Origin of the sequence: Listeria monocytogenes (assembly GCF_013282665.1) — a bacterium.
GTDB classification, from domain to species: Bacteria; Bacillota; Bacilli; order Lactobacillales; family Listeriaceae; genus Listeria; species Listeria monocytogenes_C.
Map to the genome: position 1 here is coordinate 894,382 of NZ_CP054041.1, position 15,448 is coordinate 909,829.

The 15,448-nt window shown below is 39.6% G+C and carries 12 protein-coding genes, 1 pseudogene and 1 other annotated feature; of the genes and pseudogenes, 3 read left to right on the forward strand and 10 right to left on the reverse strand.

Going from position 1 to position 15,448, the window contains the following annotated elements:
• Positions 1 to 24 precede the first annotated feature (24 nt).
• Together HRK21_RS04550 and HRK21_RS04555 are read right to left on the reverse strand one after the other, a co-directional pair.
• Complete coding sequence (locus tag HRK21_RS04550) at positions 25 to 936, reverse strand: cation diffusion facilitator family transporter (RefSeq protein WP_070006551.1); 912 nt, start codon at positions 934 to 936, stop codon at positions 25 to 27.
• A 165-nt stretch (positions 937 to 1,101) separates the two neighbouring features.
• Positions 1,102 to 1,929: a Cof-type HAD-IIB family hydrolase gene (locus HRK21_RS04555; RefSeq protein WP_077952755.1), complete on the reverse strand. Its 828-nt coding sequence runs from the start codon at positions 1,927 to 1,929 to the stop codon at positions 1,102 to 1,104.
• 114 nt (positions 1,930 to 2,043) lie between these two features.
• Here HRK21_RS04555 and HRK21_RS04560 point away from each other — a divergent pair, with 114 nt between their 5' ends.
• Together HRK21_RS04560 and HRK21_RS04565 are read left to right on the forward strand one after the other, a co-directional pair.
• A complete protein-coding gene (locus tag HRK21_RS04560) occupies positions 2,044 to 2,916 on the forward strand; it encodes an alpha/beta hydrolase (protein WP_070006552.1) in 873 nt (290 codons plus the stop codon).
• A gap of 12 nt (positions 2,917 to 2,928) precedes the next feature.
• On the forward strand, positions 2,929 to 3,219 hold the full coding sequence (locus HRK21_RS04565; protein ID WP_003737599.1) for a putative quinol monooxygenase: 291 nt from the start codon (positions 2,929 to 2,931) through the stop codon (positions 3,217 to 3,219).
• 47 nt (positions 3,220 to 3,266) lie between these two features.
• Here the strand turns inward: HRK21_RS04565 and HRK21_RS04570 are convergent, their stop codons facing one another.
• The 8 genes from HRK21_RS04570 to fdhF all read right to left on the reverse strand — a co-directional run bounded on the left by HRK21_RS04570 (position 3,267) and on the right by fdhF (position 14,105).
• Positions 3,267 to 5,402: a LapB repeat-containing protein gene (locus tag HRK21_RS04570; protein ID WP_069888349.1), complete on the reverse strand. Its 2,136-nt coding sequence runs from the start codon at positions 5,400 to 5,402 to the stop codon at positions 3,267 to 3,269.
• A 457-nt stretch (positions 5,403 to 5,859) separates the two neighbouring features.
• Positions 5,860 to 6,528 (reverse strand): ABC transporter ATP-binding protein, encoded by a 669-nt coding sequence (locus tag HRK21_RS04575; RefSeq protein WP_070006553.1) that lies wholly within the window; start codon positions 6,526 to 6,528, stop codon positions 5,860 to 5,862.
• Positions 6,528 to 7,616 (reverse strand): ABC transporter permease, encoded by a 1,089-nt coding sequence (locus HRK21_RS04580; protein WP_070006554.1) that lies wholly within the window; start codon positions 7,614 to 7,616, stop codon positions 6,528 to 6,530. Before HRK21_RS04580 ends, HRK21_RS04575 begins: the two co-directional genes overlap by 1 nt.
• Positions 7,617 to 7,694: 78 nt before the next feature.
• Positions 7,695 to 9,074 (reverse strand): sensor histidine kinase, encoded by a 1,380-nt coding sequence (locus HRK21_RS04585; RefSeq protein ID WP_070006555.1) that lies wholly within the window; start codon positions 9,072 to 9,074, stop codon positions 7,695 to 7,697.
• Positions 9,071 to 9,748 (reverse strand): response regulator transcription factor, encoded by a 678-nt coding sequence (locus HRK21_RS04590; RefSeq protein WP_069888345.1) that lies wholly within the window; start codon positions 9,746 to 9,748, stop codon positions 9,071 to 9,073. The genes HRK21_RS04585 and HRK21_RS04590 overlap by 4 nt, the downstream gene beginning before the upstream one ends.
• A gap of 46 nt (positions 9,749 to 9,794) precedes the next feature.
• Positions 9,795 to 10,580 carry a formate dehydrogenase accessory sulfurtransferase FdhD gene (gene fdhD, locus HRK21_RS04595; RefSeq protein WP_070006556.1) on the reverse strand — a complete coding sequence of 262 codons (786 nt, stop codon included), beginning with the start codon at positions 10,578 to 10,580 and terminating at the stop codon, positions 9,795 to 9,797.
• 61 nt (positions 10,581 to 10,641) lie between these two features.
• Positions 10,642 to 11,118 carry a helical membrane plugin domain-containing protein gene (locus HRK21_RS04600; protein WP_070006557.1) on the reverse strand — a complete coding sequence of 159 codons (477 nt, stop codon included), beginning with the start codon at positions 11,116 to 11,118 and terminating at the stop codon, positions 10,642 to 10,644.
• Entirely contained in the window at positions 11,118 to 14,105 is a 2,988-nt protein-coding gene (fdhF, locus tag HRK21_RS04605; protein WP_069888342.1) for a formate dehydrogenase subunit alpha, read from the reverse strand. The genes HRK21_RS04600 and fdhF overlap by 1 nt, the downstream gene beginning before the upstream one ends.
• A gap of 179 nt (positions 14,106 to 14,284) precedes the next feature.
• Positions 14,285 to 14,533, forward strand: a binding site (T-box leader).
• A gap of 68 nt (positions 14,534 to 14,601) precedes the next feature.
• Between fdhF and HRK21_RS04610 the strand changes: the two are divergent.
• Positions 14,602 to 15,444: pseudogene (locus HRK21_RS04610) on the forward strand (SAM hydrolase/SAM-dependent halogenase family protein).
• The last annotated feature ends 4 nt before the right edge of the window (positions 15,445 to 15,448 follow it).

A 15,448-nucleotide genomic window follows, 5' to 3' on the forward strand; every position in this document is an offset into this window, starting at 1 on the left:
TGTTCATCATATCATGAAGCGGCATTAATTGCAGTGATGATGATGAGCATGATTTCCTTCAAGTTGAATCGTACTATGTTCCAATGAGAAATTCTCTTGCAAATAATGCTCGATATCTGCCAAAATTTTGTCTCGATCAGCATCTTCACATACGGTCAAATGAGCTGTAAGAGCATTGAAATCCGAAGTAATCGCCCATACATGTAAATCATGCACTTCCTTCACACCATCTTGTTGTTGGAAGAATATCTTGATTTCTTCTGTATCCACATTCGCCGGTTTTCCTTCCATCAAAATATGGATCGCATCTTTTAGCACACGCCAGCCACTAACCAAGATAAGTGCTGCAACGATAACACTGGCGATTGGATCCGCGATATTCCAGCCGAGGAAAATAATGAGTAACGCGGCAATAATCGCGCCTACAGAACCAAGTAAGTCTCCAAGCACATGCAAGAATGCACTTCGCATATTCAAATTCTCGCTAGTGTCACCTTTCATTAAAATCCAAGCCACTAAAATATTGACCAGCAATCCGATAACAGAAATGGTCATCATCCCGGCACCAATGACTTGTGGCGGATCAAAGAAGCGACCAATTGCTTCATAAAAAATGAAAACAGAAATCCCAACGAGCGTTAACCCATTTAGAAATGCCGCTAAAATTTCAAACCGTTTATAGCCATATGTTTTATCAGAACTAGCTGCTTTTTCACCAAATTTAAACGCCGCTAAACTCAAACCAAGCGCCACTGCGTCAGAAAGCATATGCCCCGCATCAGATAACAGTGCCAAACTATTGGTCATAATTCCACCAATAACTTCCACTATCATAAATGTAGCAATTAAGATAAAACTGATAAATAATGATTTTTTGTTGGCATTATGCGCATGATTATGATTGTGTCCATGAGCATGATCGTGGTTATGTGCCATGTGATTACTTCCCCTCTGTAAGTAGCTAATTACTTTATATGCATATATTAGCATATATACATTTTAAGTGCAACCATTCTTATAAAAAAGAAGCTGTTCCTCAAAAATCAGATCTAAAAATCTAACTTTTGAAGGCAGCTTCCTATTATTCACCCATTCTTTTTCTTATAAAATTTCTTCTTGCATAAATAATCCTAGCCCGCCGATATCGTGGTGCTTTGCAATTTTATCCGCTTTTTCTAAAGCTAGCGAAATGCCATTCTCCATCGCTACGCCAATTTCAGCTAATTCGATCATACCAACATCATTTTCATTATCACCAAAAGCAATAGTTGAATCAAGATTAATATAGCCGTTATCCGACAAGTAAGTTAGGCCTTTTGCTTTATCAATACCCTCATTCATAATATCAATTAAATTCGAAGCGGATGCAAGAACAGAAAGTGGCAAACCATCAAGAGCCGCTTTAATTTCCGCTCGTTTTTCCAAGTCTGATTCGATGACAAGTACTTTTAGTGGAAATTCACCTTCGCGAAGCACACTGAAAGGATCTGCTGTTAACGTAATTGGCACCTGTTCATTTTCTGGTAAAGTTTTATTCAATTCATTGAAAAAAGCAATTTTACCGGTATTGGTTGGGCCAAGAATTCGCTCTGTTGTATAAATATGGTAATTCACTCCAAGTGGCTCAAGCGTCTCTAAGATAGTATGTACTAGATCCAGCTCGATATTACTTTTATATAAAATTTCTCCTGTCGTAAAGTCACGGACCAATCCGCCATTACAGGAAATGACTGGTGTTTTAATTTTCAATTCGTGAATAAATGGTAATATAGCTAAATCCAAACGCCCTGTCGCTAGGAATAATTTTTTACCACTAGCTTGCCAATCCATTAATACTTCTTTGTTTAAAGGATGGATTCGATCTCCTTTTTTTACAAGTAATGTACCGTCCATATCTGTAATAACTGTGTCAATTGCTAGATTCGCCAATAGTTTTCGCACCTTTCTAAAATTCCGTCATTATGTAACTCGATTATAGACGAGTTTTACATGATTGTCACGTCGATTTTTGGTATAATAAATTGGAATGGAGGAAGATACTTAGTGAAGAAATATTTTATTACTATCATGATTTTACTTTTTGGCGCGCTTACTCTTTCTGCATGCCAAAGTGACGAGGCTAAGAGCAGTGAGCCTCCTAAAGTAGATTTAAAAGACCAAATACCAATTATTCTAATTCACGGCAGCGGTGGCGATACGCATTCTCTTGATGAAATGGCTGATCAGCTGATGAATGAATATAAAAGTTCTAACGAAGCGATGGCGATGTCCATTAATTCAGACGGCGATATTACTTTCCAAGGTGAGTTAACTAAAGACGCCAAACGCCCGATTATAAAATTTGCGTTCGATCAAAACCAAGCAACTCCAGACGATTGGTCTAAGTGGTTAAAAATTGCAATGGCTGACTTGAAATCACGCTATGGTTTTACACAAATGGATGGTGTCGGTCACTCAAACGGCGGATTGGCTCTGACTTATTTTGCCGAAGATTGCCCTTCTGACAAGGAGGTTCCAACATTGCGTAAATTAGTAGCAATCGGCTCTCCCTTTAATGATTTAGATCCAAATGATAGCGGAAAAGATCTCACCTTTAAAAAATTACCCTATAGTACTCCACAATTAGATTATTTTATAGAAAAACAAACCGATATAAATGCTAATTTAGAAATGCTTGCTATTGCAGGCGAATTAAGTGAAGATAATCCGACTGATGGAATTGTACCTACAAATAGTTCTTTAGCAACAAGACTTTTTGTTCCTGGAAACGCAAAAGCCTATATAGAAGATGTTCAGGTTGGTAAAAGCGCTGTTCACCAAACGTTACACGAAACATCTAAAAGCATCGAAAAGACGCATTGGTTTTTAGAAGAATTTAAAACGAAGGAAACCGTTATCAAATTAGATTATAAATAGGAGGAATAGCAGTTGATCCACATAGAAGCGAAAATTCAAGTAAAGCCAGATTTAGTAGAATCATTTTTAAACGAAGTAGAGCTAGTGATCCAAGGCTCCCTTTCAGAAACTGGAAATCACGGTTATGAATTAGTTCGCTCCGTGAAAAACACATCTATCTTCTATATCTTAGAAAAATGGGCGGATGAAGCTGCTATTCAATTCCATAATTCGACAGATCATTATAAACGATTTAAACGAGAAGTTCCTGCATTTTTAGAATTCCCGACCGAAGTAGTTCTGCTCACTAAAATAGAACAATGATTTTATAAAAAAAGATGGCTCTCTATTTTTATAGAGGCCATCTTTTTTTATTTGCTATAAGTTTTTTTGAAAATGCGTAAAGATACGCCTACAAATAATAGCCCTGCTAACAAGTAAAGCATATTTTGGCTATCACCTGTCGCTGGGTGTTTGCCCGTCGCCTGGTTTTTGCCTGTTTGACTCTTCTTGTTTACATCTTTAGATTTATTATTTGTATTTGCTTGCGGATCCGATAAACCGTTATTATTTTCGGTTACAACAGGAGTATTGTCCTCTGTTTTCGGGTCATCAGTTATAACTTTGCTAAATTGCGCATATAAAGTTATCCCTCCCGCCGGCATTTTACTTGTTGCGAAATTCCATTTATTTCCACCTGTTTTCGCATCAAACCAACCGTCGAAAGTATAACCATCTTTTGTGGGTGCTACTGGTTCAGTGATGAAATCTTCTACCACAATAGCTTCCGTTGTTTGAACACCGTCTATATCAAAAATAGCATTTGCTACGATAGGTGTAGGAGTTTTGGTAATGCGAACCGTTACTTGAACTGGTTTTGCTTCTACATCATCTTCATTGATAGATTTCAGCGTTACTATATAATCGCCAACTTCATCCCATTTTACAGCTGTTCCAAAATCACTTGTAATAACAGAACCATTATTTGTTGCAGCTTGAATGCTTGCTAGAAAATCAGCTTCTGTCACTTCAGCAAATACGATATAGCTTATTTCTGGGTTAGCTGTAATAACTGGAGCAAGCGCCTTATTAATGTGAACTTTTACTTTCACTGGCTCCGCTTCAAATCCTGCGCTATTTTTCGCATTTATAGTAACTTCATATGTTCCACCTTTGGTAAAATCAACAACCGAATTGTAATCACTAGTTAAAGTGGCTCCTTCTGTCGCCCTAGCCGAAACATTGGATAAAAATAGCGTTTCTGATACATTTGCATTTTTTTCATAATATATTTCTTCTCTTGCTGTTATCACCGGTAAATTAACCTTTTTCAATGGAACTGTAACTTTACCAGAAAATGTTCCTTGAATAGTAGACTCATTAACAGGCTCATTAAATTGGTACTCTACTTTAGTTATATCTTTTAAGTTTTCAGCAGTCCAAGTAATTTGGTTGTCTTTATAATTCCCTTGGTTCGAAATAGACTTTGCCGTTGCTACTGCACTAAAGTTTTTGATTTCATTATCAAGAACTAATTTATTCGCTACAGCTTTTTCAGATAAGGTAACTTCTTGGTTACCTACATCCATAACCGTTAGTTCAGGATATTTTGTTTTCATGTTAGCTGGTAGTACACCGATACGATTATAGTTTATAGAAATAATTTGAAGTTTAGGAAAATCTTTCCAATTATCTACTTCTGTTATTTCATTTTTACTAGCATAGATAGTACCAAGCTCTGGTAAGTTTTCTAACCCAACTAGACTAGTAAGTTTATTATCATACACATTCACATATGTGGCTTGCGCAAGATTTTTAATACTCGCTGTTACAATACCACATTCATTTAAACTAACTCCACCATTCATATCTGGCAGGTTCTCAATTGTTACTTTCGTTAAAGAGCGTGTTTTCGGGAAATTAATAATATCTAATCCACCTTGCTCAAAAAGCCCAGCTTGCTTCAAGGCAGGTAAGTTTTTCAAAGTTAATTCTGCTAACACCGCACTATCCCCAGTATTACATGCAAAATACGTTAATTTAGGTAAATCTTGAACGTCCACTTTCGTTAGAGCATTGCCTTTCAAATTCAAACTCACTAAGTTCGCTAAAACATTAGTACCTTTCAAGCTAACTTCAGTAATTTGGTTACCTTCAAAATCAAGGTTAGTGACATTAGTTAATAAATTAATACCAGTCAAATCTGTTATTCCTTTTGACGTAGCTTTCAATGTAGTAATTTTATCTAAATCTGCTTGTGTTACCGCTTGAGTCACATCTTCCGAACCCGTTGCGGCCGTCGCTATAGCTTTGGCTAGATTCGCATCAGGAAAAATACTTTCATAGGTGCTTCCTGCTTGAAGACCTACCTTTTGGGATGCTACTACTTTTTTCGTTTCTTTAGACTGATCTTCATTTTCTGAAGCCATAGTTGCTAAAGGATATGCGCTAAATGTTTGGAAAAGAATCATTCCTGTTACAATAATTAAACTTACTTTTCTTTTCACGATTGTCCTCCTTATCAAAGTTGTTAAATAAGTATATAAGTTTACATAAAAAAACATACCAATTAAATTCATTAAAAGGTACGCTACATGAACTCACATTATATTATATCTATAAACCCTTTCAATAAAATGCTAAAAATAGACTTAAATAAATCACAATCAGCTCAATTGTGTCTTATTTGTGAACATTTCATTTTTAATTTTCAGTTTAGTCGTAGCGTTTCACCTACTTCCCGAAAAACAAAAACATTTGCCATCAATGGTTCTCCCTATTTTATTGTATAAATCAAACTATAAAAAAACATTTGGCTCATTTTCTTCTCAAATGTAGCTAAGTACTGAAACAGGAAAAAACACCTATAAGTCATATGCTTAATATAAGAACACTTTATTATATTCTATAAAAGATAAAAAAAGAGGATTGGCTTCTAACAAGACCAATCCTCTTTTTCATCTTTTAAGCTTTCAAAAATCCATCCTCAATTCGAATCACACGATCAACTAAGTCTAAAACCCGTTCATCATGTGTGACCATGATGGCAGCTTTATTTTTCCGTTTTACTTCGTCTGCAATCATTTGGACTACTTTGTGACCACGGTTTGCATCTAAGCTGGCTGTTGGTTCATCGGCTAAGATAATATCAGGATCATTCATCAGAGCTCTCGCAATGGCAACGCGTTGTTTTTCGCCTCCTGATAAACTTTCCGGATAATTATTTTGCCGTGCAGTCAAACCTAGTTCTTTAAGTAATGTGTCTGCTTTATCTTTCGCAGCTCGACCTTTTTCACCAGATAGCTCAGCAATGACAAGCAGTTGGTCACGGACATTTAAGTAAGGAATTAAATTCGCCCCTTGGAAAATAAAGCCTACTTTGTCGAGACGTACTTTTGTTAAATCTTTGCTCGTAAGATTATTTAGTACTTTTCCTCCAATAGCAATCTCGCCTTCTGTTGGAGATAACAAAGCTCCCGCGATGGATAAAAATGTACTTTTCCCAGCCCCTGAAGGTCCGACGATTGCAACGAATTCTCCTTGAGCCACTTCTAAAGATACGTTCTTCAACACTTCAATGACTTGCTCGCCATCTTGATAATTTTTAGAAACATTTTTCATTATTAAAGTCATTAGTTTGCCCTCCCAATTGCTTCTAACGCGTCTACTTTCGCTACACGGTAGAGTGATAACATCGATCCGATGACTGCTACAACAAGGAATAAGGCGGAACAGCCGATTGCAAGTACCGGGCTAAGTGTAAATGGCATACTCGCTGGTAAAATTGCCGCAAGACCAAATGTTAAGCCGTTACCAATTAACAAGCTGATGACTGATAGGAACACAACTTGCGTGACGATACTCCGTCCTAAATAGGCTGTTCGTGCACCAACTGCTTTTAAAATTCCAAATTGATTAATTTTTTGAATCGTAATGACGTAAAAGAAAGCAGCTAGAACAAATGCGGCGATAACGAATAAAAAGGCAATCATCATCAGTAGCGATCCTTGTTCTTCTGAGTAGCCAGGGATACCTTGAAGTACTTCTTTACTAGATGAAAGTTCCATGGAGCCGAGGGAGAGGTTTTTAGCTGTATTTTCGGAAACATCTAGTGCTACGGCGTTATATTCTCCTTCTGCTGCTTGGTTCGTTTGATGAACTAATTTCCAAGCATCCCAACCGACGAAAATAACCGGTGAATGACTAAATGTATTATTTTTTGTAAAAGCAGTAATCGTGAATTCTTCCCCAGTTGCGCTATCTTTAAGTTTGCTGCCTAATTTATAACCAGACTCTTTTAAAGAAACATCGGCTACTACTTCTTTAGTTTTCTGTGGTTCTGTTCCTTCCGAGATGGCCGGTTTCATAAATCCTGTTTTATCTATACCGAAATAAGTAATGTCTGTTTTTTTATCTTTGTTGGGTGGTGTGATCGTGCCCATTTGCACGCCTAGGTTGGTGCTTTCTGATTTTTTCACTTGCTTCGCTACGCTTTCTGTTTCGGACGCGGTTAAATTGGACCTCGTTAAGCGATTATCTGAGTCTTTTTGTAATACATAATACGTCGCTTTATTGGATGAAATGGCTGCCCCATTATCATTAGCAAGCCCATTCGCAAGTCCCGTTACAAACAAAACGAGCCATGCAATTAATACCATGATTAATCCGATTAAAATATAGCGTAATTTTGCGTGTTTTAATTCTCTTAATGCCAAAAACATTCCGTTCAACTCCTTCTAAGATCTTATCCTTAGTTTAAAGAAGTTTTGTAAACGGAATGTGAATCGGATTTTACAAATTTAGTTTTTTGGTAGTTTAACAGTGAATGTCGTGCCTTTTTCGGGGCTACTTTGCACGGTTATTTCGCCGTGATGGAGTGTAATTATTTTCTTGCAAATGGATAATCCTAGGCCACTTGAGCCTTCTTCCCGGGTGCGGCTCTCATTAACTTTATAAAAACGTTCAAAAATCTTGGCCATATCCGACTTACTTATGCCGACTCCGCTATCTCGGACTTCGACAAAAACATTTGTCCCTTCTTCGTAAAGGTGAATTTGAATATTCCCGCCCTGTGGTGTGAATTTAATCGCATTAGTTAACAAATTGGACCATACTTGGTAAAGCAATTCGGCATCGCCAGTATAGTTTACCTCTGCTAAATCTAAGTTTATCGTTAGTTCTTTCTCGCGCCAGCTCCACTCGGTCATTTGGATCAATTGGTGCCACTGTTCGGCTAAGTGAACTGGTTCTTTTTTTCGTAGCTCTGATTCTTGATCAAGTGAAGCGAGTATGAGTAGTTGTTTAGTTAAGGAAGACAGTCGCGTTGTCTCCTCTGATAAAACGGTTAAATATTCGGCTTGTTCTTTTTCTGTTAATGTTCCCGAACCTAAAAGTCCCGCAAAGCCTTGCATGGATGTCAGCGGAGATTGTAGTTCATGAGAAACATTGGCGACAAATTCTTGGCGCGCAGCTTCAGATTTTTCAAGCTCGCTGGCCATTTTGGCAAACGAGTCTGCTAGCTGACCAATTTCATCCTTACGCCGGACTTCGAGCGCCACATCATAATTACCTTTACGGATTTTTTTCGTCGCATTCGTGAGCTTCACGACCGGATTAACAATGTATCTGCCACTAATCAGGACAAACAGAATACTAATGATAGATGTGAAAATAAGTATCATTGCGAAAAATATTCGGAGTTCCCCAAATTGTTGTTCCGGGTCTTGACGTATGAATAGCGCCAGTTGTTTACCATCTACTTGCACCGGGACACCAATAGTATTTCGCACATCATTATCAAAAAAGCCTGTGATGAAAATGCCTGTATCAAACGAATCAATTCCATGATATGTCTCTCCGTCTAGTACTTGCTTGATTGTCTTAGCTGGTAAATCTTTTTTTCGAAAAGCGCCACCAAAATAAGTGGATTTTTTCGCGCCATCCGTCAGATATAATTCGTATCCCAGTTCGCCCACATTTTCCAAGTACTCATTTAAAGAAATCGTTTCATTCGACTCGTAAAATTGTTGGACTTCCTGCGCTATTTTGGCCGTTTTTTCGTCGTTAAAAGGTTTTAATTTTATTTGGTAATAAATGTTTGCAAAGAAAAAGCCGAGCAAACTACTGGAAAGGATGACAACAAGCATTGTAACAACTATTCGACTATATAACGATTTCATGTTGTCTCCTCCAATTTATAACCAACACCGCGAACCGTGACAATTCGAATACCATCCTTATCTTCATCGAAATGGTCACGCAAACGCTTAATATGTACATCCACTGTCCGGTCGCTACCATCATAATCACGTTGCCAAATCCGCTCAATTAATTCCTCACGGGTAAAAATTCGGCCGGGATAGCTAGCTAGTTGATATAAGAGTTCAAATTCTTTCACGGGAATCATTCGTTCTTGATTGCCAATTTTTATGCCGTAACTTTTTTGATCGATGGTGATGTTTCCGATGTTGATTTTCACTTCGCTCGCCTGATTGGAGCGCCGTAGCAATGCGCGAATTCGAAAGACCAGCTCTTCTGGTTCAAATGGTTTAGTGACATAGTCATCTGTTCCCACTTCAAAACCGCGTGATTTATCCGCCAGCGCATCTTTGGCTGTCAGCATAATAACTGGAATATCTGGAAAACTTACGCGCATTTTTTGGCAAAGTTCAAAACCGTCCATATTAGGCATCATCACATCGATTACAGCCAAATGAACTTGCTCGAGTTCAACTATTTTTTCTGCTTCTACCCCGTCACTCGCCTCAAGCACACGGAAACCTTCTGCGCGGAGATAGTGCCCCACAAGTTTAAGTATGTGCCGATCATCATCTACTACTAATATTTGTTTCATTTTCACCGCTCACCTTACTGTCCTATTTTACTGCATCATATCAAACTTACGTGATTCGTTCAAATCCAGAATAGACATTTAATCTATCACCACGAATAAAGCCAACGGTTGTAATATTAAGTTCTTCGGCCATGTTAATCGCCAGTTCAGTTGGGGCAGAGCGAGATAAAATAATTCCACAACCTAGTTTTGCTGTTTTAACGAGGATTTCTGAAGAGATACGCCCGCTAAAAATAATCGCTTTATCTTCGGTCGCTCTCCCGTCTTGCAAGGCGCGGCCATATATTTTATCTAGCGCATTATGGCGACCGATATCCATTCTGCTATAGATAATTTCAGCTGAACTACATAGGGCCGCATTGTGCACGCCGCCTGTTTGATGAAAGGTTGCGGAATTTTGTTCGAATTTTTCCATTAAGCGAAAAATCGTGTTAGTTGTTAGTTGCAAGCTTCCGTTTTGCTTCACATTGACGAGTGAGGCGTCTGATTGGAAGTAGAAGTTTTCCCGCGACTTGCCGCAACACGAGGTGATGTAGCGCTTACCGCGATACTTGGCATTGAATTTGTTCACAAAATTAGCGCTAACCTTGGCGTGCCCAGTCGCTTCGATGATATCTACGGAATCGATATCTCTCGGCCCGCGAATGATACCTTCCGAGGTCAGAAATCCCATAACTAAATCTTCCAGATATTCTGGCGTGCAGACGATGGTCACGAGTTCTTGGTCGTTGACGTAGATAGTTAGCGGATACTCGGTCGCAACGCTTGATTCGATTTCTTGAAAAGTGCCCGCTTCAAAACGACGGATTTTTTGGTGCGAAACAATATCCATCCAAACTTGCTCCTTTCTAAATCGAAACAGCGACACCTTTTAGTCTCGCTGTTTCGACTACTTATTTTAATGTTTGCCCAACTTCTTTTAAAAAGGTTATGCCGTATCGGAGAGCTCGATTGATATCGGGATCTTTTAATGCCTTCATCATCGCTAACATGCCCATGATTTCCTCTTTTTTCGCGCTTTCTTCTGCTTTTTTCGCAGCATTTTTCAAATTAGCTATCAGTTCCTCGGTTTGCTCTGGTTTGGTATCGGTCAATAGCTTACTTGAAATCATCATGTTATTAATCGCATTCGTTATCGGTTCCTTACGCCATTCATTCAAAAATGTCTTTGTAATATCGCCGCGTGCCTTTATAGCACTATTCAACGCCTCAAGTGCCCCCGATTCCTGCAGTAACTTTACCGTTTCTACTATCTCTACAAAACCAGAATCTTGTTCGGCAATGTCTGCTTTCATTTGTTCTAAACGTTCTTGTTCTAATTCTTCTGGGGTCTTTTTTGTATCACGAATCGTTGAAATTGGTTCTGCCATCAGTGATTCCTCCCTTTCCCGCTACACCCGCAATTGCCACCACAGGCGCAGTTCACTTTAGAAATCGGTTGATAATCTTCTCTTGACCATTTGCGCTCTACTTCAGCCCCGTTTTGCGGGAACCTTTTACGATTGCGCGGATTATGGTCAGGAAGTGGATTTTTCCCTGTTTTTTCAAGTACAGTAAGATTCACTTTTGTTTGTTTATAAGCCGGTGTTTTCGTCCGAACATCTCCCGCACTTGAAGTTAGTAAGTTGACCGCGGTTTCGCTACTCACAGAATGCATTGGCACATAGACCTCATTCCCTTTCATCCGCTCAGTCACAACAGCACGAAGCTTGATGCGGCCATACGGCGAACTTAGACGAACGAGCGAACCGCTTTCCAAATCGCGTTCCTTCGCTAATTCATGTGACACTTCTACAAACACTTCCGGTAATTTATAATCCAGCCCCTTCGATTTATCCGTTAAATTTCCCTCGTGGAACTGCTCCAATAAGCGCCCATTATTCAACGTTAAATTATATTCTTCCGGGAAAGTAATCGGTGCAATATACGGTAACGTCGAAAATTGTGCTTTGCCATCCGGAAAATTAAATCGTTCTTCATAAAGTAAAGGCATATCCTTCCCATCCGCGCTCACTGGCCACACAAGACTATTAAATCCTTGCATCCGGTCATAACGAACCCCTGCAAAAAATGGTGCCAAACTAGCAATTTCGTCCATAATTTCACTCGGATGATTGTAATTCCAATCAGTTCTTCCGCACGCCCTTGCTACTTCTTGAATAATCCACCAGTCCGGTTTCGAATCCCCAAGCGGCTCTAGTACTTCATAAAGTCGTTGCACGCGGCGTTCTGTATTGGTAAATGTCCCTTCTTTTTCAAGCGAAGGCGCTGCCGGGAAAACAACATCAGCAAACTGCGCCGTTTTTGATAAGAATACATCTTGAACAACAAAGAAATCAAGGCTAGCGAGGATTTCTTGCACATGGTTCGAGTTAGAGTCCACCCAAGCCATTTCCTCCCCAATCACATACATAGAATGGAGCGTTCCCGCCTCAATAGCATCAAGCATTTCATTGTTTTTAAGCCCCGGTTCAGGTGAAATGGACACGCCATAAGCCTCTTCAAAACGAGCGCGAACTTCATCATTTCCAAGTGGCTGAATTCCAGGGAGAACATTTGGTAGTGACCCCATATCGCAAGCACCTTGTACATTATTATGCCCTCTAAGCGGATATGCTCCTGCCCCGTGTCTACCAAAGTTCCCAGTGACAAGAAGCAAATTGGCAATAGCCGATGATGTGTGTGATCCCGCAATATTTTGCGTTACTCCCATTCCCCAACAAACTGCTGTCCCGTCTGCTTCATGAATCATCTGCGCCACTTTTTTCAATGTCTCTATTGCTAATCCTGTTTCTTTTTCCGCATATTCTAATGTAAATGGTTCTAAAAATGCTAGATAATCTGCCACGTTGCTAATCCGATTTTCCATAAAGATTTCATCGTGCCATCCTTGATCAATCATATATTTCGCAACCGCAGTTAACCAAACAAAGTCAGTTCCTTGTTTTGGATGCATGAATAAATCAGAACGCTCTGCCATTTCGTGTTTTCGTAAATCTGAAACAATTAGCTTTTGCCCCCGGGTCTTTTGAGCTCGCTTGATTCTACTAGCAAGGACCGGATGCCCATCGGCTGGTGATGCACCAACAATAATGACAAGTCCGGCTGTTTCAATATCTTCCACTGTCCCTGAATCTGCGCCAATTCCAACTGTCCGAGTAAGTCCATCCGAAGCAGGCGCCTGACAATAACGTGAACAATTATCAATATTATTCGTTTCAAAAACCTGCCGCGCCAATTTTTGCATCAAATAGTTTTCTTCATTGGTTGTTTTAGAAGAGCTAATAAATCCAATAGAATCATTTCCGTATTTGGCCTGAATTTCTCGCAGTTTGGTCGCAACTAGATGAATCGCATCTTCCCAGCTCGCCGGCACAAATTCATTACCCTCGCGAATGAGCGGTGTTGTAATCCGTTTCTCACTATTGACAAAATCCCAGCCAAACTTCCCTTTCACACACGTAGCAAATTTGTTCACAGGACCTTCTCCAGTTGGCTCGACTTTCAAAATTTTACGATCCTTCGTCCACACCTCAAACGTACAACCAACCCCGCAGAAAGTACAAACTGTCTTTGTTTTCTTCGTCCGCGTTTCCCGCATCGCTGCTTCCATTTCCGACACAGCAAAAACGGTTTGATAATTCGGCTCGACTTTTTTCACCATATCAATCATCGGTTCTAGCATATCTTCGTCTAAACCAGTCATAAAGCCAGCTTGGCCAAGCATCGATTTTTCCATCAACGCGTTACAAGGACACACCGTCGCACATAGCCCACAAGAAACACATGACGATAAATTCGCCGGACGATCATCATCCCAAATAACCCGCGGCTGACTACGTTCCCAATCAATCGAAAGCGTCTCATTCACCTGCACTTGTTGACACGCCTCCACGCAGCGCCCACAAAGAATACATTGATCCGGATCATAACGATAAAACGGATGCGAAAAATCATTCAAATACCCTTTTTCGCGGTAAGGACGTTCTTGTTTTTCCACACCAAGCAATTCCGTCGTATTATGTACTTTGCAATTACCGTTATTGTTATCACAAACCGTACAATACAGTAAATGATTCTCCAAAATTCGGTCCATCGCTTCGAGTTGCGCATCTTTCGCTAATTCAGAATTAGTTTTAATTTCCATTCCGTCTGTTAGATTCGTGCTGCACGCCCGCACAAGTTCTCCATCAACCTCGCACATACATGTATCACAAGATTGAATTGGTCCAATTTGCTCACTATAGCAAATATGCGGATGCTGTATTCCTTCTGCATTTAAATAGTCCAGTATTCGCGTTCCTTCCACCACATCCCGCGCCACGCCATTAATTTGCACCGATACTTTTGCGCCCATCACATTACCTCCTATATAGAGAAAGCGTTTACAATTTCCGCTTATATTATAACAGTTCTTACTTAAAAATCACAGTAATACGGCAATTGATAATCGTTCTCAAGCACTGCTATTATGCGATTTCCCTCACAAAGCTAACGAATTCATTGACACTTATCCAACTTTTCTGTATTCTTTATTACAAAGCTACGACGAGAAAAGTACGACGCCTGTTTTTTCTAAAAGAGAGTTCCCACTGCTGAAAAGGAACAAAAAACATCGTCCGAAAATGGCCTCTGAGTTTTGCCGCTGAAAATAAGTAAGCGACAACGGGTTTGGCGCCCGTTATCAAGCGCCTTAAGTATTTTATGTAAATGCTTATTTGAGGTTTTCAGTGCAAGCTGGAAATAAATTAAGGTGGTACCGCGTGAAATTTTCTCGCCCTTATTCCAAGATATTTTTTGGAAAAGGGCGAGTTTTATTTTACCCTAAATTGCTTGAAATGGAGGAATTCAAAATGACAAAACAACTACTTGTTTTACAATCTGATTTTGGTATTAGTGACGGGGCAGTTAGTGCAATGTATGGCGTAATCAATAGTGTTAGCAAAGATTTAAAAGTATACGATTTAACACATCAAATTCCTCAATTTAATATTTGGGAAGCATCGTATCGTTTACTCCAAACGGTTACTTATTGGCCCGAAGATACCATTTTTGTCTCGATTGTCGATCCTGGAGTTGGTTCAAAGCGTTGAAGCGTCGTCGTTTTAACAGAAGATGGTCATTATATTATTACACCAGACAACGGAACCTTAACCCATATCGCGCATTACGGAACGATTAAAGAAGTTCGACTGATTGACGAAGAAAAAAATCGCCTACCAAAATCAGGCGCATCTCATACATTTCACGGTCGAGATATTTTCGCTTATACTGCGGCTAGACTTGCAGCCGGCGTGATTAATTTTGAAGATATTGGCCCATCCGCTACCCCAGACTCCATTGTTTCTCTAAGTCTAAGTGATTCTTACTTAGAAGGAGAGCAAGCTTTTGGTACAATTGATATTATTGACCGCCCATTCGGTAATCTTTGGACAAATATTCGGCGCACCGATTTCTTGCAGCTAGATGCTAATTATGGCGATTCCATTGAAGTCCTCATCAAACACCACGACCGCGTAGTTTATAAGAATTTCGTTACTTATAGCCGCTCCTTTGCTGATTTACGAATTGGGGAAGCGCTCATCTACGTCAATTCACTCGACAACCTCGGACTCGGTATCAATCAAGGCTCTTTCGTAGATGCTTATTCAGTAGGTACTGGCACTAGTTGGAAAGTCATCCTAAAAAAAGCATAAAAAA